This is a genomic window from Rhodococcus sp. DMF-1 (genome assembly GCF_021441945.1).
In the GTDB taxonomy this organism is placed as follows: Bacteria; Actinomycetota; Actinomycetes; order Mycobacteriales; family Mycobacteriaceae; genus Rhodococcus; species Rhodococcus ruber.
The window spans coordinates 2,909,292-2,931,351 of sequence record NZ_CP090442.1; the positions used below are offsets into that span (position 1 = coordinate 2,909,292).

A 22,060-nucleotide genomic window follows, 5' to 3' on the forward strand; every position below is an offset into this window, starting at 1 on the left:
GCAACGGCGGTCGTTGCGGTAGGAATGTGACCATGGTCTCGTTCGACGACGTCCGTACCGCCCTCGCCGACCGGTTCCGGGTCGTCACCGCCGCGTTGTCCGCCGACGGTCGTGAGGTACTTCTCACCGGACCGGTGGACGTCGGCCTGGAGGTCGGCGGATTCGCGGTCGTCGAACTCGACGACGAGCGCCGTCTCGCCGTGCAGGTCCGCAGCGTGCGCATCGTCGAGCGCGAGGGCGCGGACGTCGACGTCGCCGTGGACGAACCGGGTCTGCCGGTGCGCTCCGTGCGCGGCCGCGCCATGGTGCGGACGCTGGCGGGGTCCGCGAGTGTGCTGGGCGTGTTCGGCGACGACCGGTTCGCCGCCACGGCGGAAGTCGCCCCGTTTCCCGAGCGGCATGTGCGCCCGGCCACCGCGGCCGAGACGGCGACGCTCGCGGCCGCCCTCACCGGCAGTCTCGACGTCGGCACCCTGCTGCACGCCCCGGCCGTGGCGGCGCGGCTGCACCCGGCGGGCTTCGCCCGGCACACCTTCATGTGCGGCCAGTCCGGCTCCGGCAAGACGTACACCACCGGCGCGGTCCTCGAGCGGCTGCTCGCCGCGACGACCCTGCCGATCGTGGTGCTCGACCCCAACTCCGACCACGTACACCTCGGCCGGCTGCGGGATCCGGAGGACGACTCCCCCGCCGCGCAGCGGCATCGCGGGGCCGCCACCGGAGTGCGGGTGGTACGGGCCCGCGGCACCGGCTCCGACCACCTGCTGCGCCTGGACCTGAGCGACCTTCCCCTCGTCGCGCAGGCGCTGCTGCTGCGCCTGGACCCGGTGCACGATCTCGACGAGTACTCGGCCCTGCGCCGCGTCACCGCTGCCCTCGACGCGCCCTACTCCGTCGCGGACGTGCGGTCCGCGGCGGCGGCGGACCCCGCGACGGAGCGTCTCGCGACCCGCATCGACAATCTGGGGATCGCGTCGTGGGAGCTGTGGCGGCGAGGGGAGGAACGCTCGGCCGCCGAACTCGACGTGCGCACGGGCCGGTGCTTCGTGATCGATCTCGGCAGTCTGAACAGCCCCGGGGAGCGCGCCGCGGTGTCCCTCGGGCTGCTGGGCCGGCTGTGGATGCTGCGACGGCGGCGCCTGCCGATGCTCGTCGTGGTGGACGAGGCCCACAACATCCTGCCGTCGGTCACGGCGGATCCGTTGTTGTCGAGCACCGCGGATCTGGGGGTGCTCATCGCCGGCGAGGGACGCAAGTTCGGGCTGCACCTGTTCGTGGCGACGCAGCGGCCGGGGAAGGTGCATCCGAACGTCGTCTCCCAGTGCGACAACCTGCTCCTGATGCGGATGAACGGCAGCACCGACATCGAGGAGCTGTCCCACCTGTTCTCCCACGTCCCCCCGGCGATGCTGCAACGCGCCACCACCTTCGGACTCGGCCAGGCACTGTTCGCCGGGCCGATCGCCCCGACTCCGCTGCTCGCGCGCGTCGGCACCCGGGTCAGTCCGGAAGGGGGCGCGGACGTGCCGACGGACTGGGCGCATGCCGCAGCCGATACCGACGTTCGCACATACCCACACGACGGGCTCGAATCGTCCTAATGTCGGTCCATGACGACCACAGCTGAGCACATCCGCATCACCCTGGACGGCGCGTGGCGGCAGGCACGCGAGCGGGCACGCACGGACCTGGACCGGCCCGAGTTCGCCCCGCACTACACACCGGACCTGGACGAGGCCCGGGCGATCACGCTGAAGCAGATGCGGATGCTCGCGGAATCCGGCTACGCCCGGGCGGGCTTCGCGAAAGCGGTGGGCGGCGGCGGCGACGCCGGCGGCGCGGTGGCGTCGATCGAGATGCTCGCCATGTCGGACCTGTCCCTGATGGTCAAGGCCGGTGTGCAGTGGGGTCTGTTCGGCGGCGCGATCGAGAATCTCGGCACGGCCCGGCACCACGACCGCTACATCGGCCCGCTCATCGATCTCGATCTGCTCGGCTGCTTCGCGATGACCGAGACCGGCCACGGCTCCGACGTCCAGTCGCTCGAGACGACGGCCTCGTACGACCCGGGCACCGAGGAGTTCGTCGTCCACTCCCCGACCCCGTCCTCGCGCAAGGACTACATCGGCGGGGCGGCACAGCACGCGACGGTCGCCGCGGTGTTCGCACAGCTGATCACCGGCGGCAAGTCCCAGGGCGTGCACTGCTTCGTCGTGCCGATCCGCGACGAGAACGGCGACGATCTGCCCGGGGTCACCACCTCCGACTGCGGCCACAAGGGTGGCCTGCCGGGCGTGGACAACGGCCGGATCATGTTCGACCACGTGCGGATTCCCCGGGAGAACCTGCTCAATCGGTACGCCGACGTCGAGCCCGACGGCACCTACGTCTCGGCGATCGAGAATCCGAACCGCCGCTTCTTCACCATGGTGGGCACGCTCGTGCGGGGCCGGGTCACCGTCGGCGGCTCGGCCGGTGCCGCGGCCCGCGTCGCGCTGTCGGTCGCCACGCGGTACGCGCTGCAGCGCCGCCAGTTCAGCGCCCCCGGCGACGAGAAGGAAGTGCTGCTGATGGACTATCTGGTCCATCAGCGCCGCCTGCTGCCGCTCATCGCCAAGTCGTATGCGCTGACCTTCGCGCAGAACGAGCTGATCTCCACCATGGACCGGATCCAGACCACGCCCGTCGAGGAGGTGGACCCGCAGGAGCAGCGTGAGCTCGAGGGCCGCGCCGCCGGGCTGAAGGTCGCCAACACCGCCCACGCGACGCGCGCCATCCAGGAGTGCCGTGAGGCCTGCGGCGGTGCCGGGTACATGGCCGAGAACCGGCTCACCGCGCTGAAGGCGGACACGGACGTGTTCACCACCTTCGAGGGCGACAACCACGTGCTGACCCAGCTCGTCGCCAAGGAACTCCTCACCGCCTACGCGGACGAGGTCCGCGGCATGAGCCCGGTGGAATGGATGAAGTTCGCCGCGGTCACGGTGTCGGACATCGTCAAGAAGCGCACCGCCGCCCAGCAGATCCTCCAGACGCTCGTCGACACCCGGAAGGACAACGAGGAGGACGGCAGCCTCTTCGATCGGGGCACGCAGATGGCGATGTTCGAGGACCGGGAACAATACCTGCTCTCGACGGCGGCGCGGCGACTGCAGGCCGCGTCGAACCGCGAGGAGAACCTGTTCGACGCCTTCAACTTCGTGCAGGACCACGTGCTGCACGCGGCGCGCGCCCACATCGACCGGGTCGTGCTCGAGGCGTTCGTCGCCGGGATCGAGTCGTGTCCCGACGAGGAGGCCCGCGAGCTGCTGTCGGACCTGTGCGATCTGTACGCGCTCAGCGTCATCGACGAGGACAAGGCCTGGTACATGGAGCACCGGCAGCTGTCGGTGGAACGGGCGAAGGCGGTGCTGCGCGGCATCAACGAGCGCTGCCGGACCCTGCGTCCCCACGTGACGACCCTCGTCGAGGGCCTCGGCGTGCCGGAGCACCTGCTCGGGTCGGCGATGCTCGACGGCCCGGGCACGGACGCCGGTCGCCTCGGCTGACCCGCCGGGCCGGGTGCGGGATTCAGACCAGTGCCAGCACCCGGCACGGCCCACCGGTGCCGCCGGCGTGCTTCGGCGCGCCGACGACGACGGTCGCGCCGCGTGGCGGCACGGCCGCGAGGTTCGCCATCGCCTCGATGCCGTAGCGGCCCGCGCCGAGCAACTCCACGTGGGCGCCGACCTCGCCCGACCGGTCGAGGCTCAGGGTGTCGACGCCGAGCCCCACGACGTTCCGTTCGTGCACGAGCATGCGCACGGCCTCGCGGTCGAAGCCCGGTGCGTGCGGGATGCGCAGTGCGTCGGCGTTGACGAAGCGGCCGGGGTCGGCGAGGCGGGCCTCCCATCCCGAGTGCATCGCGACGAAGGCGGCCGGCGGGATCGGGCCGTGTTGCCGCTCCCACGTCGCCACGTCGTCGACGGTGACCACCGCGTCGTCGTCCTGCGCGGCCTTGCCGGCGATGTCGACGACGGCGAGCGGGGCCACGAAGTCGCGCACCGGCAGCGCCTCGACGGTCGCGCCGCCGCGCACGATGTGGGCCGGGGCGTCGAGATGGGTGCCGGTGTGCTCCCACAGCGACATCGCGTTGACGGCGAACCGTCCGGTGTCGAACGTGGCCACGGGACGCATCGCGAACCGCTCGTTGCCGGGCCACACCGGGAACTGCGGGGTCAGCGTGTGGGTCAGGTCGATCACCGCGTCGGCCCGCGCAGCGGCCGTGTCCCCGCCGGCTCGTGCCGGCGCCGCGGCGGCGGTCGCCGCGCCCAGACCCGCGGCGCTCACGCCCAGACCCGCGGCGCTCACGCCCAGACCCGCGGCGCTCACGCCCAGACCCGCGGCGCTCACGCCCAGACCCGCGGCGCTCACGCCGAGGGCGGCGAGGAAGGACCGGCGGCCGAACCGCGCCCGGCCGTCCTCGATTTCGCGGTACACCCGGTCGAGCACGGTCGGTGAGCACATTCGTCTCGGCCTCTCAGTCGGCGGGTTCCACCAGCAGGACCCGGTCGTCGCGGCCGTTGTCCGTCGTGACGAGCAGCGCCCCGTCGGGTCGTGCGGTCACCGACCGCAGCCGGCCGAACCGCCCCTCGAGCGCCGTCGCGGTCTCGTCCACCGACCGGCCGTCGGCGGTGAGTTCGAGGAACAGCAGTTTCTCCTGCTGCTGGCTCGTGATCACCAGCGCGCCGTCCCAGCCCTGCCAGCCGGCGCCGGAGACGAACGTGCCGCCGGGAGTCGCGAGGGTGGGGGCACCGGAACTCCACACGGCCCCGATCGCTCCCGGCACGCGGGCCGGATCGGTCATGGGCACCGACTCGTCGTAGACGAACGGGAAGCGGTCGGGGCGGTACCCGTAGTTGCCGCCGGGCTGCAGGAGATTCACCTCGTCGTCGCGGACGGTGCCCTGCTCGACGGCATAGAGCTCGCCGCTCCCGGGACGCAGCGCCAGTCCCTGCACGTTGCGGTGCCCGAGAGTGAACACGGGGCTGCCCGGGTCGGGGTTTCCCGCCGCCGGGGTGCCGTCGGGATCGATGTGGAGCACCTTGCCGCCCAGGCTGTTCCGGTCCTGAGGCACCTGGGGGTGGGCAGTGTCGCCCGTCCCGACGAACAGCGACCCGTCGGGACGGGCGAGCAGCCGGCACCCGCCGTGCCGGCCGCCCTGCCCGACCGGGATGCCGGCGAGCACCGTGGCGCCGCGGGTCAGTTCCGTCCATCCGGGATCGACCGTCCAGGACTGCACGCGGATGTCGGTGCCGTCGGGGCCGCGGTGGGCCTGACAGCTGTAGAGGGTCCGGCTCGTCCCGAAATCCGGAGCCAGCGCCAGACCCATCAGGCCGGTCTCGCCCTCGGCGTACAGGTCGGACAGGTCGGCGCGCACCTCCCGGACCCCACCGTCCGGATCCCGGACCACGAAGCGGCCCCGCCGTTCCCCGGTCAGGATCGTCCCGTCCGGAGCGGCGACGACGTCCCAGGGCTTGCTCAGCCCCTCCATCAGCGGCGTCACGGTCAGCTCGGGCAGCGCGCCCGCCTCGGGTGGCGCCGCGTGGGCGCTCGGCGTCCCGGCCGCGAGCACGCCGACTGCGATCGCCGCCGCACATCTCCCCGAGATTCGCACGCGCATCTCCTCGTCGTCGGATCCCGGCGATGCTACGGAAGACGATGCGCCGGACGGCGACGACACGCGCGGCGGCGTCAGATTCGTTCGGGTTCCGCTGCGGAGGCGTCCGCGGGGACCGACCGGAGCCGGTGCGCGCGCGCCGGAACCGCGCGGCGCGCGGCGAGCACGCCGAGCACCGCCACGGCGGCGAACCCGAACAGCAGCAGCCGCGCCGAACGCACGTCGGACGGTTGTCCCGCGTTGACGAGGACTCCGGCCAGTGCTGCGCCGAACGCGTTCGCGATCAACTGGACGGTGTTGATCGCAGCGGACGCCTTGCCGCTGTCGCGCGGGTCGGCGACGGCGTTCATCGCGCCGACCGCGAGGTGCGGCCACGCGATGCCGATGCCCGCGCCCGCGACGACCAGTCCCGTGACCCACACCGTGACCGCAGCCGGTCCGGCCTCGTCACGCACGGCGGCCGCCATGAGCGCGAGACCGAGGCCGACGAGCACCGGAGCACTCACCACGATGCGGCGCACGGTTCGGGGCGCGGACGCCGAGGCGCTCGGGATCTCGCCGAGCGTCCACCCCACCGCGAGGGCGGCGCCGAGGAAGCCGGCGGCCAGCGGCGCGAGGCCGGCGAGGCGCTGCCCGAACAACGGGACGAACGTCTCGGCGGTCGAGACGACCGCCAGCACCGCGATCGTCAGGTACACCCAGCGCAGCCGGGCGGTGGTGAACGTCGCCGCCGGCAGGATGCCGTGCGGGCTGCGGCGGTCGACGGCGACGAACGCGACCATGGCGGCGGACGCGACCGCGAGCAGGGCGATCGTGGGCGCACCGCCGGTCACGACGGCGGCCACGCTGACCGCCAGGGCCGCGGCGGTGAGCAGGGCCAGCGAAACGAGTGGAATCCTGCCGGCAGCGCGCGATCCGCGGGCGTGCGCCGGCAGGGCGAACGGCACCGCGGCTGCGACCGCGAGCGTGCAGACCAGTAACGCGCCGAACGCCCATCGCCAGGCGTGGAACTGGGCGAACACGCCGCCGACGGCGGGTCCCGCGAAGGTCCCCACACCCCACATCGCCGATACGAGCGCCGCGGCGCGGCTCCAGAGACGTTCCGGCAGAGCACTGTTCAGTACTGCGTAGCCGAGTCCGGCGAGCAGGCCGCCACCGAGCCCCTGGACCGCCCGGCCCGCCAGCAGCGCCTCCATGGACGGTGCGAGCGCGCACACGAGGGTGCCGGCCGCGAAAGACCCGAGCCCCATGAGGTAGGCGCCCCGGGGTCCGCGGACGGCGAGGGTCCGGGCCACGGCCGTCGAGGAGATCACCGACGCGAGCAGGAACACCGTCGCCGTCCACGCGTAGTAGGCGTGGCCGCCGATCTCCTCGACCGCGGTCGGCAGCAGGCTCGTGGTGAGGTACACGTTGGTGGCGTAGAGGGCAACTCCGCCAGCGAGAACCGCTGCTGTACCGAGGTATTCGCGTCCGAGAAGCTCCGACCAGGCGCCGGCGCGAGTCGTGGATCCGTGCATGACGGTGACTGTAGAGTCTCAAGTGCACTCGAGATCAAGCGCGGGGAACGGAGTCGTGATGAGCCGCACGAGCAAAGAACTGCTGGCGATCGGTGAAGTCTCCCGGCGCACCGGAGCCGCCGTGTCTGCGATTCGCTACTACGAGTCGCTGGGACTCGTGACCGCACACCGCACCGCAGGCGGCACGCGCCGCTTCCCCCGGCACACGATCCGGCGCATCTCGATCATCCAGTTGGCGACCCGGTTCGGCATTCCGCTTGCCGAGGTGGCCGAGGTGTTCTCGGCGCTGCCGGCCGAACGGCCCCCGACCCGACGGGACTGGATGCGCATCTCACGGGCGTGGCACGAGCGACTCGAGGAGCGCAAGCAGGCGATCGACCGGATGCAGCGCGAACTGGCGGGGTGCATCGGCTGCGGCTGCCTGTCGCTGCAGGCGTGCACACTGTTCAATCCGGGCGATCGGCTGGGCGAGGACGGCGCGGGCGCGCGGCGCGTCGACCCAGGGGCACGTTAGACGGGGGCGACCTGCAGCACCCTGTCGTCGGAGCCGTTGTCGGTGGTGACGAGGAGCGAGCCGTCGGGCAGTGGGGTGAGCGACCGCAGGCGCCCGTACTCCCCCTCGAGCAGGTCGGTCGATTCGGTCACGCTGCGGCCGTCCTCGGACAGGCGCAGCAGCAGCAGCTTCTCGTCCTGCTGGCTGCTGACGACGAGCGCGCCGGACCACGGGCCCCACCCCGGTCCGGCCGCGAACGCCAGCGCGGGGGTGGCGATGGTGGGCGACCCGGAACTCCACACCGCCGGGATCGCGCCGGGGACGCGCTCGGGATCGGTCATCGGCACCGACTCGTCGTACATTCCCGGTTCCCGGTCGGGTCGCCAGCCGTAATTGCCGCCCGGCACGAGCAGGTTGACCTCGTCGTCGCGGCTGCTGCCCTGCTCGACCGCGTAGAGCCGCCCGGTGCCGGGCTGCAGCGCCAGCCCCTGCACGTTGCGGTGGCCGAGGGTGAACACCACGCTGCCCGGGTCGGGGTTGCCGGGGGCCGGCGACCCGTCGGGGTTCAGGTGCAGCACCTTGCCGCCGAGGCTGCCGGGATCCTGCGGCGCCGTCGGGCGGGTGGCGTCGCCCGTGCCGATGTACAGGGTGCCGTCCGGGTGCGCGAGGATGCGGCAGCCGGCGTGGCGGCCGCCGCGCGCGACGGGCAGCCCCTCCACGACGGTGCGCTGCCGCGTCATGGTGGTCCAGCCGGGATCGACGGTCCAGGCGTAGACGCGGACGTCGTCGGGGTCGCGGTGTCCCTGGCACGTGTAGACGGTGCGGCTGACCCCGAAGTCGACGGCGAGCGCGACGCCCATGAGGCCGGTCTCCCCCACCGCGTACAGGTCCGACAGGTCGGCGCGCAGCTCCTCGACGCGCCCGTCGGGCCGGCGGACGACGAACCGGCCCGAGCGTTCACCGGTCAGCAACGTCCCGTCGGGGGCCTGCACCACGTCCCACGGATGGTCGAGACCGTCGACGACGGTGGTGACGGTGACCCGCGGCGGGGTTCCCGCGTCGGGGACCGCGGTGGGTGCGCCCGAGAGCACCGTCCGCGCGGGCTCCTCCGACGCGCACGCGGTCAGCGCGCAGGCCAGCGCCGCAGCGCACAGTCCGTGGGCGATCCGCATGCCGATCGGCTCCTCGGTGGTCAGGGTTTGAGGACGAGGCGCGCTATGGCGTCCGAGGCCTCCTGGATCTTCGCGTCGGCCTCGGGTCCGCCCTGCCGGGCGGCGTCGACGACGCAGCCGGCCAGGTGCGCGTCGAGCAGCTTGAGCGAGACCGTCTGCAGGGCCTTGGTGACGGCGGAGACCTGGGTCAGGACGTCGATGCAGTAGCGGTCGTCCTCGATCATCCGGGCGATGCCCGCGACCTGCCCCTCGATGCGGCGCAGGCGCTTGAGCAGGTCCTCCTGGTGCGGGGTGTATCCGGCCATACTCGTATCGTACCCCTAGGGGGTATTAGAGCAAGGGCGGATCGGCGCGCTCGGCCAGCACCGCCTCGAGTTCGGACCGCAGCCGTTCGTGGTCCCGGGCCCACGCCCGCACCAGGGCGCCACCCCGCAACCGCAGGCCGACGGCCGTCCGGCCCCGCGGCACGTTCGCCAGCTCCCCCAACGGCCGGGCGGTCTCCCACCGCTCGGGATCCCGGGCCCGGGGATCGGCCGCGGACAGCACCGCCTCGATCTCCTCGAGCGGCAGTTCCTCGGTCCCGAGGCGCAGCGTCTTCGCGGTCAGCTCCACGCTCACGTGCCGCCGGGCCGCGACGACCATCACGTACGCGAAGCCGCTGAGCACCAGAGCGATCACCGGCAGTGCGACCCAGTGCACCACCGGCCCGGTCGCCAGTTCGACGACGAGCGCGACGAGGCACAGCACCGGCCCGAACGCCACGGTGCGCCAACGGCCACCGGGCTCGTGGAAGCGGGGCTCGGCCGACTCGTTCACGTCGTGATCAGGCGCTGAGCATGCCCGGAACGACGACCAGCACCAGCGTCACCACGCCCAGGACGGCGATGAGGCCGATCAGGACCAGCTCACGACGACGACCGTAGGGCCGGGGCTCCACCTGCATGAAAGTCCTCTTCGCTCGTCGGAAACGACCGCGCGGGCCGTGGGTCGTCAGACACCGTACTCCGCGCGCTCGTCGGGTCAGCTCGGGGGCAACCGGAGGAAGTACAGATTCGGCTCGCGGCGGTGCATGAGCACGATCGCCCCGACCGAACACACCCCCTGCAGGATGCTCACCAGACCGATCACGAGGCCGGCACCGCCGCCCAGCGCACCCACGCCGAACACCGTCGGAATCGCCGTGACGGTCAGGAAGACACCGATCATCGTGAGCAGCATGCGCGCCCAGTTCCGGCCGCGCCGCATCGCGAAGGCCACGAGCAGGAACAGGCCGGTGAACACGAGCCCCAGGACGGCGGTGATGCCGAATCCCAACGGCAGCAACGATTCCACCGTCTCGCGCGGCATGTCCACCGGTGGCGTCTGCCGGGCCAGTTCCGCCGTCATCTGGTCGACGAACTCGTCCCGGCGCTCCCACATCAGCAGCACACTCGCGCCGAGGTACACCAACCCCAGGACCGCGACCGCGCACCACAACTGGAACGCGGTCTCGACGTCCACGGGAGTGGGGCGCCGCTGCGCCGGTGCCGGCCCGGGCGGGGTGTCCGGCGGCCCGGGCCACTGCGACGGTTCGGGCGTGCTCACGAGAGCCGGCCCGCGACCTCGGCCGCCCAGTACGTGAGCACGATGTCGGCACCGGCGCGGCGGATGCTCGTCAGCGACTCCAGGATCGCCGTGTCCCGGTCGATCCAGCCGTTCTGCGCGGCAGCGGTGATCATCGCGTACTCGCCCGAGATCTGATACGCCGCGACGGGCACGTCCGAGCGGTCGGCGACCTCGCGCAGCACGTCGAGGTACGACATCGCGGGTTTGACCATCACCAGGTCGGCGCCCTCGGCGAGATCGAGATCGACCTCGCGCAGCGCCTCCCGGCGGTTCGCCGGATCCTGCTGGTAGGTGCGCCGGTCGCCCTCGAGCGAGGACCCCACCGCGTCCCGGAACGGCCCGTAGAACGCGGAGGCGTACTTCGCGGAATACGCGATCTGCCCCACGTCCTGATGCCCCGCGGCGTCGAGCGCCGCGCGGATGGACGCGACCTGACCGTCCATCATCCCGCTCGGACCGAGCAGGTGCGCGCCGGCCTCGGCCTGCGCGACGGCCATCTCCGCGTACCGCTCGAGGGTGGCGTCGTTGTCCACCGCACCCGAGGCGCCCAGGACGCCGCAGTGACCATGGTCGGTGAACTCGTCGAGGCACGTGTCGGCCATCAGGACCGTCGCATCGCCGAGTTCGGCGCGCAGGTCCCGCAGCGCACGGTTGAGCACGCCGTCGGGGTCGGTGCCGCCCGAGCCGCGGGCGTCCTTGTCCTCGGCTCGCGGCACGCCGAAGAGCATCAGCCCACCCACACCGGCTTCGACCGCCGCGGTCGCCGCGGCGGGCAGCGAATCGGGGGTGTGCTGGTACACACCGGGCATCGACGGGATCTCTCGCGGCGCGTCGAGGCCGTCGGCGACGAACATCGGCAGCACCAGATGCCGCGGCTCGAGGGAGGTTTCGGCAACCAGCCGGCGCATGGCCGGGGTGGTGCGCAGCCTGCGGGGACGGACATCGGGATACATCGGCGGACTCACCTTCCGGGCAAGCCGTGCGCGGTTCCGGTAGCGGGGGCTACCGGAACCGCGCACGGGGGTCAGCGGCGGGCGCGGGACTTCTTGCGGGGCGGCGGCAATGCGCCCTCGGCCCGCAGCCGGGCGGCGTGCTCGGCGAGCGCCTCCACCAGGGGACCGATCTGCGCGGTCTCCGGCTGCACGTCCACCCGCAGCCCGAACTCGATCGCGGTCTCCGCGGTCTTCGGCCCGATGCACGCGACGATGGTGCGCGCGTGCGGCTTACCCGCGATACCCACGAGGTTGCGGACCGTCGACGACGAGGTGAAGCACACCGCGTCGAACCCACCGGTCTTGATCATCTCGCGGGTCTCGGCCGGCGGCGGTGCCGCCCGCACCGTGCGGTAGGCAGTCACGTCGTCGATCTCCCAGCCCCGCTCGCGCAGGCCCTCCGCGAGGGTCTCGGTGGCGATGTCGGCGCGCGGCAGCAGCACTCGGTTGACCGGATCGAAAACGTCGTCGTACGGGGCGAATTCGGCCAGCAGCCCCTCGCTGGACTGTTCGCCCGAGGGCACCAGCTCGGGGGTGATCCCGAACGAGCGCACCTTGTCCGCGGTCGCCTGCCCGACACACGCGATCTTCACACCCGAGAAGGCGCGAGCGTCGAGGCCGAACGCCTCGAACTTCTCCCACACCGCGCGCACCGCGTTCGTGGAGGTGAACACCACCCACTGGTAGCGGCCGTCCACGAGTCCCTTGACGGCCCGCTCCATCTGGGCCGGACTGCGGGGCGGCTCCACCGCGATGGTCGGCACCTCGATCGGGATCGCTCCGTGCGTGACGAGCCGCTCGCTCATCTCCCCGGCCTGCTCCTTGGTGCGCGGCACCAGCACCGTCCACCCGTACAGGGCGCGGGACTCCCACCACGAGAGTTTGCCGCGCTGCGAGACGATCTTGCCGACGGTGACGACGAGCGGACCGACGAGCTCGGAACCGGCGTCGTTGAGCGTGGCGAGGGTGGCTTCGACGGTGCGCTGCTGCCGGGTCGTGCCACGGACGGTGATCGCCGCCGGGGTCTGCGGCGCGAGCCCGTGCTCGACGAGGGCGCTCGCAGTCTCCGCGAGATGACCGGACGTGGCGTGCAGCACCAGCGGGCCGGGCGCGGCGGCGAGCGCCGCCCAGTCCACCTCGCCGCGCACGTCGACCTCGGTGTGGCACGAGCCCAGCGCCATGCCGGCGTAGCTCGGCACGGCGGAGCCGGGGGTCAGGCCCGGCAGGACCTCGAACACCACGTGGGTGCGGGCGACGGCGTTGACCTCGGCGATCACCGAGTCGGTGGTCAGCGGGTCGCCGGCGACGAGGCGCACGACATCGTGGCCGTTCTTCGCCTCCGCGACGAGGGTCTTGGCGACCTCGGTGGGCTCGCCCAGCGCGGGACGCACCTCGGCGACGGGCTCCCCGGTCTCCGCGTCCCGGCCGGCGGTGGTGCCGACGAGCGCCACCACCCCCCTGTCGACGTCGGGGTCGGTGAAGGCGATCGTCGCGCCCGCGAGCACGTCGCGGGCGCGCACGGTCAGCAGAGCCGGGTCGCCCGGCCCAGCTCCCACGAACAGGATCCGTCCGGGATTGTGCTTACGGACTCGGCTCATCGGTCATTCTCCAGTGCGGTCGAATCTGCGGTAAAGGGAAACCTGGGGTGCGGGCGGACGGCGTCAAACATCGGCCGTGCCCTGTTCCGGCGCGTCGTCCCCCCGGCTGGTCATCAGCTCACGCGCACCGAGATCGAGCAACTCGCGAGCCACCGCCCGGCCCAGTTCCTCCGCGCGGGCGGTGGCGCCGACGGCGCTCGCGCGCAGCACATCCGAGCCGTCGAGGGCGGCGGCGCAGCCGCGCACGGACAGTTCCTCGATCACGCGGCCGTCGTCGTCGAGGGATTCGACGACCTCGGCAACGGCCCCGACGGGGGCGGTGCAGCCGGCCTCGAGCTCCGCGAGCAGCGCCCGTTCGGCGACGACCGCCGCGCGGCTGGCGCGGTCGTCGAGACCGGCGAGGATCTCGATCAGTGCGGTGTCCTCCGCGCGGCATTCGACCGCGAGAGCACCCTGGGAGGGCGCCGGCAGCATCTGCACCGGTTCGAGGGACTCGGTGATCCGGTCGAGGCGGCCGATACGCGAAAGTCCCGCGCGCGCAATGACGATGGCGTCCAGTTCGCCGGACGCGACCTTCCCGAGCCGGGTGTCGATGTTCCCGCGCAGCGGCCGGATGTCGAGGCCCAGACCCATGGCGGCGAGCTGGGCACGCCGCCGCGGCGCGGAGGTGCCCACCCGCGAGCCCGGCGGCAGCTCGCCGAGGACCAGCCCGTCGCGGGCGACGAGCGCGTCACGCGGATCCTCACGCGGCGGCACGGCGGCGATCACCAGTCGCGGATCCTGCGCGGTCGGAAGGTCCTTGTACGAATGCACGGCCAGGTCGACGTCGCCGGCGAGCAGCGCCTCACGCAGCTCGGCGGTGAAGACGCCGACGCCGATCCGCTCGACCGGGCCCGCGGTGACGTCACCCTTGGTGGTGATGACGACCAGTTCGGCGGGATGGCCGGCGGCGATCAGCGCATCCCGGACGGTGCCCGCCTGCGTCGTCGCCAGCAGGCTGCCGCGCGTTCCGATCCGCAGCGTGCGGCTGCCGGTTCCGGCTTCGATCCGGGTGTCCGATGCGACCTCGGCGCTCATGCCTGCCTTTCCTCTCGAGAAGCTCCCAGTGCTCCGGGCGACTGCTTCCGGGGCGACCGCAGCTCCGTGGTGACGGCCGGATCCAGCGCGGCCGACAGGTCGGTCGCGCCGGTCACGTCGGGAAGAGCACCGAGTTCCTTCGCCACCGGGGTGGCGACGGCCTCGGCGGCACCCGGCCGCAATTCGAACAGCTCGCGCAGCGCCTCGGCGTACTGGTCGCCGCCCGGGGTGGACGCCAGCTGCTTGACCCGCACCGTCGGCGCGTGCAGCAGCTTGTCGACGACGCGGCGCACCGTGCGGGCCACCTCCCCGCGCTGGCCGTCGTCGAGTCCCGGCAACCGGGACTCGAGCCGCAGCAGTTCGCCCTCGACGACCTCGGCGGCGCGCTGACGCAGCGCGGTGACGGTGGGGGTGACCTCGGCCAGACGCTGGGAGGCGAGATAGTCGGCGAGTTCGGCGGCCACGATCGAACGCGCGGCGTCCGTATCGGAGGCGGCGGCGCCGGCCGCGGGATCGCGCTGCAGCGACTCCATGTCGAAGACGGTGACGCCGGGCAGACCCGAGACGGCCGGCTCCACGTCGCGCGGCAGGCCGAGATCGCAGATCACCAGCGGACGGGTGCCGCGCTCGGGCTGGGCGAGGGCCCGGTGTGCGTCGGCGAGAGTGACGACCGTACCGACCGCACCCGTGCAGGTGACGGCCACATCGGCCTGCGACAACGCGGCCGCGAGCCGGTCGAACGGCAGCACGTCGGCCTCGATGCCGTTGCCGCGGGCGGTCTCGGCGAGCCGCTCGGCGCGCTCCCGGGTCCGGTTGACCACCACGATGCGCGCGATCCCGGCGCGGGTGAGGTGCGCGACGGCGAGCCCGCCCATCGCGCCCGCACCGATCACGGCGGCGGTGCGGCCGGCCAGACCGTCGAGCACGGTCGCCGCCTTGTCCAGCGCCACCGACACCACGGACGCACCCGCCGCGTCGATGCCGGTCTCGGTGTGCACTCGCTTGCCCACGCGCAGCGCCTGCTGAGCCAGCTCGTGCAGGGCCCGGCCGGCAGCCTGCTGAGCGTCGGCACTCGCGTAGGCGGTACGGATCTGGCCGAGGATCTGCTGCTCACCGACCACCATCGAGTCCAGGCCGCTGGCCACGGCGAACAGGTGCTCGGCGGCCGCCTCGCTGTAGCGCACGTACGCGTGCTTGTGCAGATCCACGAGGGTCAGACCCGAGTGCTCGGCCATGAGCTCGCTCACGTCGGCCAGCGCGCCGTGGAACGCGTCGACCACCGCGTAGATCTCCACCCGGTTGCAGGTGGAGACGATCATCGCCTCCGAGATGTGGCCGGAGGCCATCATCTTGTCGGTGAGCTTGGGTCGGTCGGTGTCGGTGACGGCCACCTTTTCGAGCACCGAGACGGGCGCGGTCCTGTGCGAGACCCCGACGAGGAGAACACTCACGGCGCAATCACCGATCCGTTTCTTGTCGCTGCCGAGGCCACTGGGCTCGGCGTTCCTGATGCGGTGAATCCGGTCGCGCCCGGCGCGGTACGCCCGGTCGCGCCCGGCGCGGTGCGCCCGGTCGCGCCCGGCGCGGTGCGCCCGGTCGCGCCCGGCGCGGTGCGCCCGGTCGCGCTCGCTCTCTGGGCGGTGAGCCGGGACGCGCCGGTCGCGGCCCGTCGTGCTTCGCCCGACGCGACCCGGCGGATGTCGGGCAGACCGGCGCGACCGCCGTCCACCGGCGTGTCGTTGCGGGCGCTGTGAAACGAGAGGACCTGCATTTCCACGGACAGATCGACCCGCCGGACCTCGACATGGTCGGGTACCTCGAGCGGTGCCGCGGCGAAGCTCAGCACGGACCGGACGCCGGACCGCACCAGCAGGTCGCATACGCCCTGAGCAGCGTCGTCCGGGGTCGCGATCACGCCGATCGTGGCGGCGAGTTCGCGGGCGGCCGCTTCGAGCCCGTCGACGTGCCGGATGGTCAGGTTGCCCACCCGGGTGCCCACCCGCGCCGGGTCGGCGTCGAACAGTCCGGCCATCGTGAAGCCGCGGCGGTCGAACCCTGCGTAGCCGGCCAGTGCGCGACCGAGATTGCCGACGCCGACGAGGACCACGCGGTGTCCCCGGTCGAGGCCGAGCGCGTTCTCGATGCGGGCCTGCAGGCGCAGCACGTCGTACCCGACGCCACGCACCCCGTTGGGGCCGAGGAAGGACAGATCCTTGCGGAGTTTCGCGGAACCGACCCCGGATGCGGTGGCGAGTTCCTCGCTCGAGACGATGAGCGTGCCCTCGTCGGCGAGCATTCCGAGGACCCGCAGGTACGTCGCGAGACGCGTCACAGTAGCCTGGGGGATGTCCCGCACGGGGACACCGGGAGACGCACCCCCGTCGACTTCGGCGACGCCGCCGCGGGCGGCATCGCCCTGCGGGGGGTGCAGCTCTGTCACGTTCGTGGCTCCTCGTCCGGCCGACGGGTACACGTCGGTCCTCACGGTGATCCGGGGGATTCGTTCACACCACGGTAACCGCTTGTGAAGCCCTGCACAAAGTTGCTCGAACGGCCCCGAATGTGCTTCTCACCTGCACCACGGTTCCGCCCGACGGTGTTCAACCGGCCAGATCGGCCCGCAATCGTGCCTCGTCGACCTCCCAGTAACTGTGCTCCCGGCTGTCGAGCAGCACCACCGGCAGACGATCGCCGAATTCGGCGCGCAGGTCGGGATCCGTCGAGGCAGCCCGATCGACATCGATGCACGTCAGGCCCGCGCCGAACTCGTCGCACAGCTGCTCGAGCAGCGCCAGCGCGGGAGCGCAGGCGCCGCAGCCGGCTCGGACGAGGAGAGTGATCTCGTGGCGGGCGCCGGGTGTGGCGGCGGGCCCGGACAGGTGTTCGCTCATGAGGTCAACTGTGCGCCATACCCCGCCGAGACGAATGTCACACCCCCGGTCCACATGCGGCAACGCGCGGAGCGGGGCACGGCGCGGGCTAGGCTGAGGCGGTCTGCCACACACGACGGCCGGCCGCCGGCAAACCCGGCCGGCAGCACTCGACGGCACGGCCGTCGCGCAACAGGGAGGTGCAGGTGCCGGAACGTCCAGTGCCACACGGCTGGGGATTCGGCGAGAACCTGGCCGGTCGCGTCAGCGAGACCCTGGCCGGTCTGATCCGGCCGGGCCGGCGCCGGCTGTGGAGCAAGTTCGGCCCCAGCGAGGCCGAGGTCCGCGCGAACCTCGCCGGACAGGCGAGTGCCGATGCCGCGCTCGCCCTGCAGGAGGCCCGCACCGAAGCCGAGCCCGTCGGCATCTCGACGACTCCCGTTCCGCAGGATCTGACCGCGGCCGCGTTCTTCGACGTCGACAACACGATGGTGCAGGGCGCGTCGATCATCCACTTCGCGCGCGGACTCGCCGCCCGCGACTACTTCACCAAGTCCGACCTGGCCGAGTTCGCCTGGCAGCAGGTCAAGTTCCGGGTCACCGGCAAGGAGAACTCGGACGACGTCGCCAGCGGCCGCGAGAAGGCGCTGTCGTTCGTCGCCGGCCGGTCCACGGCGGAGCTGGCCCGCCTCGGCGAGGAGATCTACGACGAGATCATCGCGGACAAGATCTGGCCCGGCACTCGCGCGCTGGCGCAGATGCACCTCGACGCCGGGCAGCAGGTGTGGCTGGTGACCGCCACCCCGGTCGAACTGGCGAATGTCATCGCCGAGCGCCTCGGTCTGACCGGCGCCCTCGGCACCGTCGCCGAGTCGCAGGACGGCGTGTTCACCGGCCGTCTCGTCGGCGACATCCTGCACGGCCTGGGCAAGGCCCACGCGGTGCGGGCCCTGGCGATCCGCGAGGGACTGAACCTCAAGCGCTGCACGGCGTACTCCGACAGCCACAACGACGTACCCATGCTCTCGCTCGTCGGCACGCCGGTCGCCGTCAACCCCGACGCCGACCTGCGGGAACTCGCGAAGACCCGGGGGTGGGAGATCCGGGATTTCCGCACGGCCCGCAAGGCGGCGCGCATCGGCGTTCCGACGGCGCTGGCTCTCGGTGCCGCGGGGGGCGCGCTCGCCGCCGCTCTCGGCCGTCGCCGCGACTCCGCGGCGTGACGGCCGGACTCAGCCGAGGAATACGTTGCGCCGTTTGGTGAGCAACCGGTACAGCGTCTGCTGGATGGTCTCCCGCACGTGGTCGGTCACCTCGAACAACACCATCGGATCCTCCACCGCGGCATCGTCGTAGACGTCGGTGGCGATCGGACTACCGAACTCGATGTACCACTTCGAGGGCAGCGGCACGATGCCCAGCGGGCCTAGGGCCGGGAACAACGGGGTGATCGGGAAGTACGGAAGACCGAGGAGCCGGGCGATGGACGTCAGGTCGGCGATCTTCGGGTAGATCTCCTCCGAACCCACGATCGAGCAGGGCACGATCGGTGCCTTCGTCTGGAGCGCAGCCGAGACGAAGCCCCCGCGCCCGAACCGCTGCAGCTTGTAGCGTTCGCTGAACGGCTTGCCGAGACCCTTGTACCCCTCGGGGAACACCGCGACCACCTGATCCTCGCGCAGGAGCCGCTCGGCGTCCGGATGGCACGCGAGGGTGTGCCCCGCCTTGCGGGTGACGCTGCCGACGACCGGCATACCGAAGGCGAGGTCGGCGGCGAGCATGCGCAGGGGACGGTGGGCGAGGTCGTGCACCGCGACGGAGGTCATCAATGCGTCCACGGGCAAGGTGCCGGCATGGTTGGCGACGATCAGCGCGCGCCCGTCGGCCGGGATGTTCTCGATGCCCCGCACTTCGACACGGAACCACTTCTCGAACAGCGGCCGCAGCGCCGGCAGCAGGACGTTGTCGGTGAAATGCGGGTCGAAGCCGAAGTCGTCCACCTCGTAGTCGCCGGTGATCCGTCGCCGCAGGAACTCGGCGGTGCCGGTGATCTGCCCGACCAGTTTGTGCCGCAGGTCGTCGAGGAACCCGTCCGCCGCCGTCTCCTGCACCGGCGCCGCGGGCGGTTCGGGTGGGATCGGGGAGCCGTACGTCGACGGGTGACCGGAACCGGCGCCCGGGCGTGCACCCGCCCGTCGTGCCGACCCCGCTCCCCCGTGGAGTGGAATCACCTTGGCCACTTCTGTCATCGCGCCTCCATTCGCTCTCCGAGCGCCGAGAGCAGGATCGACTCGGTTCGATCGACCCATTCCGTCCTGACGACCTGCCGCAGCCCGACGCTGCGAGCGTAGTCGTCGAGGGCCTGCCTCGTGGTCCACCTCGGCTCGAAGCCGAGTTCGGTGCGCATCCGCGTGGTGTCCAGCCCGCGCCCGAAGTGGAAGTAGTCGAGTTCTTCCTTGTTGAACGACTTCATCACCGGCCCCATCAGCGCCTGCCCGACGGTGCGGAACAAGCCGTAGGGCATCGGCACGGTCAGTCCGCCGGCCCGCCGCACGGCCTGCGACATCATCACGATGCCGTCCCCGGCGACGTTGTAGGTCCCGGACTGGCCGGCGACGGTGGCTCGCTCGAGCGCCGAGAGCGCATCCTCCTCGTGCAGCAACTGCAACCGGGCATCGCGGCCGAGAATGGTGGGCACGATCGGGGAGGTGAGGTATCGCGAGACGGAGCCGGGCAGGTGGTTGCCCACCGTCGGGGCCAGGCGCAGGATCGTCGCCGCGATGTCCGGCCGCCGGCGTGCCATCCCGCGCAGGTAGCCCTCGACCTCGATCATGTCGCGGGCGAAGGCGCCGGTCGGACGGCGGCGCGCGCTCATCTCCTCGGTGAACTTCGCGGGGTCCTTCGCGCTCGATCCGTACACCACCGACGACGAGCGCAGCACGACGCGTCGCACGGACGGGGTCTTCTGGCACACGGCGAACAACTGCATCGCGCCGAGGACGTTCATGTCCTTCATGGCGGCGCGACTGCCGGACTTCGGCGCCTTGGTGAGGGTGGACGTGTGGACGACGGTGTCGACGTCCATGTTCCGGATGACCTTGCCGATGAGGGGGTTGCGGATGTCGGCGAGCACGAACTCGGCGCGGCCCATGCGCCGCAGCATGTCCTTGGTGGGCGACTGGGTGTCGACCGCGATGACGCGTTCGACGTCCGGGTGCTGGGCCAGACGGGTGACCAGGTACCCGCCGAGGAATCGGCTCGCGCCGGTGACCAGAGCCACCCTCGGCGGGTCGATGCCGTCGATCTCCGAACTCACCCACTCACCCCCTGCTGTCACTCCGGTCTCTCACGATACGGTGACTCTCGCAACAAAGCATTACACCGGCGTAACCGATCACTGGAAAGACCCGGAGGCGGGACGTTCGTCCTCAGCCACCCGGACTCCGCATACCACCCGGATCGGGCGTTCCGCGGACGACCTCGTGACGGGCCGTCGGCACAGACGCTCGATGCCCGCCACCACACGGGTGACGGGCATCGGGGAATCGATCTACTTGCCGAGTTTACGACGCTGCACTCGGGTGCGGCGGAGCAGCTTACGGTGCTTCTTCTTCGACATGCGCTTGCGGCGCTTCTTGATCACAGAACCCATCTGGGTTTCCCTCACGTTCTCTCTAGCGTTCCTGCGCGCACGCCGGTGACGTACGCCTGTAGTCGACGCTGGGCCGCGTGGTGACGAGCTCAGCGCCTCACGACACCGGGTGGCCGGTACGACGACAAGCAATCGTACCGGGGCGGGTTTCGAGTAGTGAAACCGAGGTCCGCTCCGGGCTCCGATTGCGGCCGTCGACCGCTCAGCCGACGTCGAAGTAGGACGTTTCCAGGTAATCGTGCACGGCCTTGGCGTGCACCCGGAACGAACGTCCCACTCGCACGGCGGGCAGTTCCCCGCTGTGCACCAGCCTGTACACGGTCATCTTCGACACCCGCATCAGCGCCGCCACTTCGGCGACGGTGAGGAACTGGGTGCCGGAGAGAACCGACTGACCGTCCTCGGGTTGACCCTTCGACGGTTTGCTTCCAGATACCATTACACACCTCCGGCACGTCCCGCGCCGCCGGCTTCCCCTCCGGCGGAACAGACACGCACGTGCTCAATCGAGCTTAGCGTGACCAATGGTTCCCGTGCGACGATGCGGACGACCAATTTCCTCAATCGGCGGACGAACCGAGTGCCGCAGAGCGGTCCCGGGCGGCCGCGAGGGCCTCGTAGAACGCCGTCCGCACGCCGCCGCGCTCGAGTTCCCGGATCGCCGCCGCGGTGGTTCCACCCGGCGATGTCACCGCCGCGCGCAGGTCGGCGGCGTTCTCCCCCGACCGGGCGAGCATGGCCGCCGAGCCGGTCATCGTCTGCACCACGAGCTCGGTCGTCGTCGCCCGCGTCAGTCCCAGGGCGACGCCCGCGTCGATCATCGCCTCGGCGACGAGGAAGAAATACGCCGGACCGGAACCGGACACAGCGGTCACCGCGTCGATCTGGGACTCGGGAACCACCGTCACGGTCCCCACCGACTCCAGGACCTCACGTGCCAGCGCCAGGTGGTCGGGCTTGACGTGCCGGCCGGCGGCGATCACGCTCGCGCCCTCCCCCACCAGCATCGGGGTGTTGGGCATGACGCGCACAACCGGCGATCCGGCCGGCAGCCGGTTCTCGTACCGGGACGTGGGCACGCCGGCGACCAGCGACATCAGCAGCTTCTCGCGTTCGCTGTCGAGGTCTGCCTTGCCCAGATCGGCGAGCACGACGTCGACGTCGCCCGGCTTGACCGCGATCACCAGCACGTCCGCACCTTCGGCCGCGTCGGCGATCGAGTCGGTGACCCGGATCGAGTACTCGGCGGTGAGCTCCTCGCTCCGCGCCGGGAACTTCTCGACGACCACCAGATCCTTGGTCGCGAATCCACTCTGCAGCAGCCCCGAGACCAGCGCCTCACCGATCCTGCCGCCGCCGATCACCGCAATTCTCGTCATGGGCAACAGCCTGCCACGGCCGCTGCCGGGGCCCGCATCGCCCCGA

At 71.7% G+C, this 22,060-nt stretch carries 22 protein-coding genes; 4 read left to right on the forward strand and 18 right to left on the reverse strand.

Annotation, left to right across the window (positions count from 1 at the left end; translation table 11 throughout):
* Window positions 1-32: 32 nt before the first annotated feature.
* Entirely contained in the window at window positions 33-1,601 is a 1,569-nt protein-coding gene (locus LZP97_RS13200) for an ATP-binding protein (protein WP_040271936.1), read from the forward strand.
* 9 nt (window positions 1,602-1,610) lie between these two features.
* Entirely contained in the window at window positions 1,611-3,548 is a 1,938-nt protein-coding gene (locus tag LZP97_RS13205) for an acyl-CoA dehydrogenase family protein (protein ID WP_017680041.1), read from the forward strand.
* A 22-nt stretch (window positions 3,549-3,570) separates the two neighbouring features.
* On the opposite strand, the gene LZP97_RS13210 is transcribed toward LZP97_RS13205, so the two are convergent.
* The 3 genes from LZP97_RS13210 to LZP97_RS13220 form a co-directional block, all read right to left on the reverse strand.
* A complete protein-coding gene (locus LZP97_RS13210) occupies window positions 3,571-4,506 on the reverse strand; it encodes a cyclase family protein (RefSeq protein ID WP_048772280.1) in 936 nt (311 codons plus the stop codon).
* A gap of 13 nt (window positions 4,507-4,519) precedes the next feature.
* On the reverse strand, window positions 4,520-5,662 hold the full coding sequence (locus LZP97_RS13215; protein WP_040270929.1) for a PQQ-dependent sugar dehydrogenase: 1,143 nt from the start codon (window positions 5,660-5,662) through the stop codon (window positions 4,520-4,522).
* A 71-nt stretch (window positions 5,663-5,733) separates the two neighbouring features.
* Window positions 5,734-7,176, reverse strand: coding sequence for an MFS transporter (locus LZP97_RS13220; RefSeq protein WP_040270926.1), 1,443 nt, complete (start codon window positions 7,174-7,176; stop codon window positions 5,734-5,736).
* Window positions 7,177-7,234: 58 nt separating this feature from the next.
* On the opposite strand from LZP97_RS13220, the gene soxR reads away from it, so the two are divergent.
* Window positions 7,235-7,690: a redox-sensitive transcriptional activator SoxR gene (gene soxR / locus LZP97_RS13225; protein ID WP_040270924.1), complete on the forward strand. Its 456-nt coding sequence runs from the start codon at window positions 7,235-7,237 to the stop codon at window positions 7,688-7,690.
* On the opposite strand, the gene LZP97_RS13230 is transcribed toward soxR, so the two are convergent.
* From LZP97_RS13230 to LZP97_RS13275, 10 genes are all read right to left on the reverse strand, one after another.
* Window positions 7,687-8,841 (reverse strand): PQQ-dependent sugar dehydrogenase, encoded by a 1,155-nt coding sequence (locus tag LZP97_RS13230; RefSeq protein ID WP_040270922.1) that lies wholly within the window; start codon window positions 8,839-8,841, stop codon window positions 7,687-7,689. The two genes, soxR and LZP97_RS13230, sit on opposite strands and share 4 nt — an antisense overlap.
* Window positions 8,842-8,861: 20 nt before the next feature.
* Window positions 8,862-9,146 (reverse strand): metal-sensitive transcriptional regulator, encoded by a 285-nt coding sequence (locus tag LZP97_RS13235; protein ID WP_003937563.1) that lies wholly within the window; start codon window positions 9,144-9,146, stop codon window positions 8,862-8,864.
* Window positions 9,147-9,171: 25 nt separating this feature from the next.
* Window positions 9,172-9,657: a DUF3093 family protein gene (locus LZP97_RS13240; protein WP_010592072.1), complete on the reverse strand. Its 486-nt coding sequence runs from the start codon at window positions 9,655-9,657 to the stop codon at window positions 9,172-9,174.
* Between the two features lie 204 nt (window positions 9,658-9,861).
* Window positions 9,862-10,425, reverse strand: coding sequence for a hypothetical protein (locus LZP97_RS13245; protein ID WP_010592073.1), 564 nt, complete (start codon window positions 10,423-10,425; stop codon window positions 9,862-9,864).
* Window positions 10,422-11,399, reverse strand: coding sequence for a porphobilinogen synthase (gene hemB / locus LZP97_RS13250; protein WP_010592074.1), 978 nt, complete (start codon window positions 11,397-11,399; stop codon window positions 10,422-10,424). The genes LZP97_RS13245 and hemB overlap by 4 nt, the downstream gene beginning before the upstream one ends.
* A gap of 71 nt (window positions 11,400-11,470) precedes the next feature.
* Window positions 11,471-13,036 carry a uroporphyrinogen-III synthase gene (locus LZP97_RS13255; protein WP_017680048.1) on the reverse strand — a complete coding sequence of 522 codons (1,566 nt, stop codon included), beginning with the start codon at window positions 13,034-13,036 and terminating at the stop codon, window positions 11,471-11,473.
* Between the two features lie 63 nt (window positions 13,037-13,099).
* Window positions 13,100-14,113, reverse strand: coding sequence for a hydroxymethylbilane synthase (hemC, locus tag LZP97_RS13260; RefSeq protein WP_010592076.1), 1,014 nt, complete (start codon window positions 14,111-14,113; stop codon window positions 13,100-13,102).
* Window positions 14,110-15,564, reverse strand: a complete 1,455-nt coding sequence (locus LZP97_RS13265) for a glutamyl-tRNA reductase (protein ID WP_010592077.1) — start codon at window positions 15,562-15,564, stop codon at window positions 14,110-14,112. The genes hemC and LZP97_RS13265 overlap by 4 nt, the downstream gene beginning before the upstream one ends.
* Window positions 15,561-16,553 carry a redox-sensing transcriptional repressor Rex gene (locus tag LZP97_RS13270; protein ID WP_234574678.1) on the reverse strand — a complete coding sequence of 331 codons (993 nt, stop codon included), beginning with the start codon at window positions 16,551-16,553 and terminating at the stop codon, window positions 15,561-15,563. The genes LZP97_RS13265 and LZP97_RS13270 overlap by 4 nt, the downstream gene beginning before the upstream one ends.
* A gap of 160 nt (window positions 16,554-16,713) precedes the next feature.
* Complete coding sequence (locus tag LZP97_RS13275) at window positions 16,714-17,004, reverse strand: glutaredoxin family protein (protein WP_010592079.1); 291 nt, start codon at window positions 17,002-17,004, stop codon at window positions 16,714-16,716.
* 185 nt (window positions 17,005-17,189) lie between these two features.
* Here LZP97_RS13275 and LZP97_RS13280 point away from each other — a divergent pair, with 185 nt between their 5' ends.
* Window positions 17,190-18,206 carry an HAD family hydrolase gene (locus tag LZP97_RS13280; protein ID WP_026137603.1) on the forward strand — a complete coding sequence of 339 codons (1,017 nt, stop codon included), beginning with the start codon at window positions 17,190-17,192 and terminating at the stop codon, window positions 18,204-18,206.
* A 9-nt stretch (window positions 18,207-18,215) separates the two neighbouring features.
* Here the strand turns inward: LZP97_RS13280 and LZP97_RS13285 are convergent, their stop codons facing one another.
* From LZP97_RS13285 to proC, 5 genes are all read right to left on the reverse strand, one after another.
* A complete protein-coding gene (locus LZP97_RS13285; protein ID WP_040270916.1) occupies window positions 18,216-19,232 on the reverse strand; it encodes a lysophospholipid acyltransferase family protein in 1,017 nt (338 codons plus the stop codon).
* A complete protein-coding gene (locus LZP97_RS13290; protein WP_017680052.1) occupies window positions 19,229-20,299 on the reverse strand; it encodes an NAD-dependent epimerase/dehydratase family protein in 1,071 nt (356 codons plus the stop codon). The genes LZP97_RS13285 and LZP97_RS13290 overlap by 4 nt, the downstream gene beginning before the upstream one ends.
* A gap of 234 nt (window positions 20,300-20,533) precedes the next feature.
* A complete protein-coding gene (locus tag LZP97_RS13295) occupies window positions 20,534-20,635 on the reverse strand; it encodes a 30S ribosomal protein bS22 (protein ID WP_003402602.1) in 102 nt (33 codons plus the stop codon).
* A gap of 202 nt (window positions 20,636-20,837) precedes the next feature.
* On the reverse strand, window positions 20,838-21,074 hold the full coding sequence (locus tag LZP97_RS13300) for a helix-turn-helix domain-containing protein (protein WP_003937551.1): 237 nt from the start codon (window positions 21,072-21,074) through the stop codon (window positions 20,838-20,840).
* 121 nt (window positions 21,075-21,195) lie between these two features.
* On the reverse strand, window positions 21,196-22,014 hold the full coding sequence (gene proC / locus LZP97_RS13305) for a pyrroline-5-carboxylate reductase (RefSeq protein WP_026137606.1): 819 nt from the start codon (window positions 22,012-22,014) through the stop codon (window positions 21,196-21,198).
* Between the last annotated feature and the right edge of the window lie 46 nt (window positions 22,015-22,060).

Bases quoted from the DNA above. Each gene is read 5' to 3' on its own strand.
- LZP97_RS13285 (WP_040270916.1), bottom strand. From the start codon at position 19,232: ATGACAGAAGTGGCCAAGGTGATTCCACTCCACGGGGGAGCGGGGTCG.
- LZP97_RS13220 (WP_040270926.1), bottom strand. From the start codon at position 7,176: ATGCACGGATCCACGACTCGCGCCGGCGCCTGGTCGGAGCTTCTCGGA.
- proC (WP_026137606.1), bottom strand. From the start codon at position 22,014: ATGACGAGAATTGCGGTGATCGGCGGCGGCAGGATCGGTGAGGCGCTG.
- LZP97_RS13205 (WP_017680041.1), top strand. From the start codon at position 1,611: ATGACGACCACAGCTGAGCACATCCGCATCACCCTGGACGGCGCGTGG.
- LZP97_RS13200 (WP_040271936.1), top strand. From the start codon at position 33: ATGGTCTCGTTCGACGACGTCCGTACCGCCCTCGCCGACCGGTTCCGG.
- LZP97_RS13255 (WP_017680048.1), bottom strand. From the start codon at position 13,036: ATGAGCCGAGTCCGTAAGCACAATCCCGGACGGATCCTGTTCGTGGGA.
- LZP97_RS13210 (WP_048772280.1), bottom strand. From the start codon at position 4,506: ATGTGCTCACCGACCGTGCTCGACCGGGTGTACCGCGAAATCGAGGAC.
- LZP97_RS13215 (WP_040270929.1), bottom strand. From the start codon at position 5,662: ATGCGCGTGCGAATCTCGGGGAGATGTGCGGCGGCGATCGCAGTCGGC.
- hemC (WP_010592076.1), bottom strand. From the start codon at position 14,113: ATGAGCGCCGAGGTCGCATCGGACACCCGGATCGAAGCCGGAACCGGC.
- LZP97_RS13295 (WP_003402602.1), bottom strand. From the start codon at position 20,635: ATGGGTTCTGTGATCAAGAAGCGCCGCAAGCGCATGTCGAAGAAGAAG.
- LZP97_RS13230 (WP_040270922.1), bottom strand. From the start codon at position 8,841: ATGCGGATCGCCCACGGACTGTGCGCTGCGGCGCTGGCCTGCGCGCTG.
- hemB (WP_010592074.1), bottom strand. From the start codon at position 11,399: ATGTATCCCGATGTCCGTCCCCGCAGGCTGCGCACCACCCCGGCCATG.
- LZP97_RS13300 (WP_003937551.1), bottom strand. From the start codon at position 21,074: ATGGTATCTGGAAGCAAACCGTCGAAGGGTCAACCCGAGGACGGTCAG.
- LZP97_RS13235 (WP_003937563.1), bottom strand. From the start codon at position 9,146: ATGGCCGGATACACCCCGCACCAGGAGGACCTGCTCAAGCGCCTGCGC.
- soxR (WP_040270924.1), top strand. From the start codon at position 7,235: ATGAGCCGCACGAGCAAAGAACTGCTGGCGATCGGTGAAGTCTCCCGG.
- LZP97_RS13275 (WP_010592079.1), bottom strand. From the start codon at position 17,004: ATGAGCGAACACCTGTCCGGGCCCGCCGCCACACCCGGCGCCCGCCAC.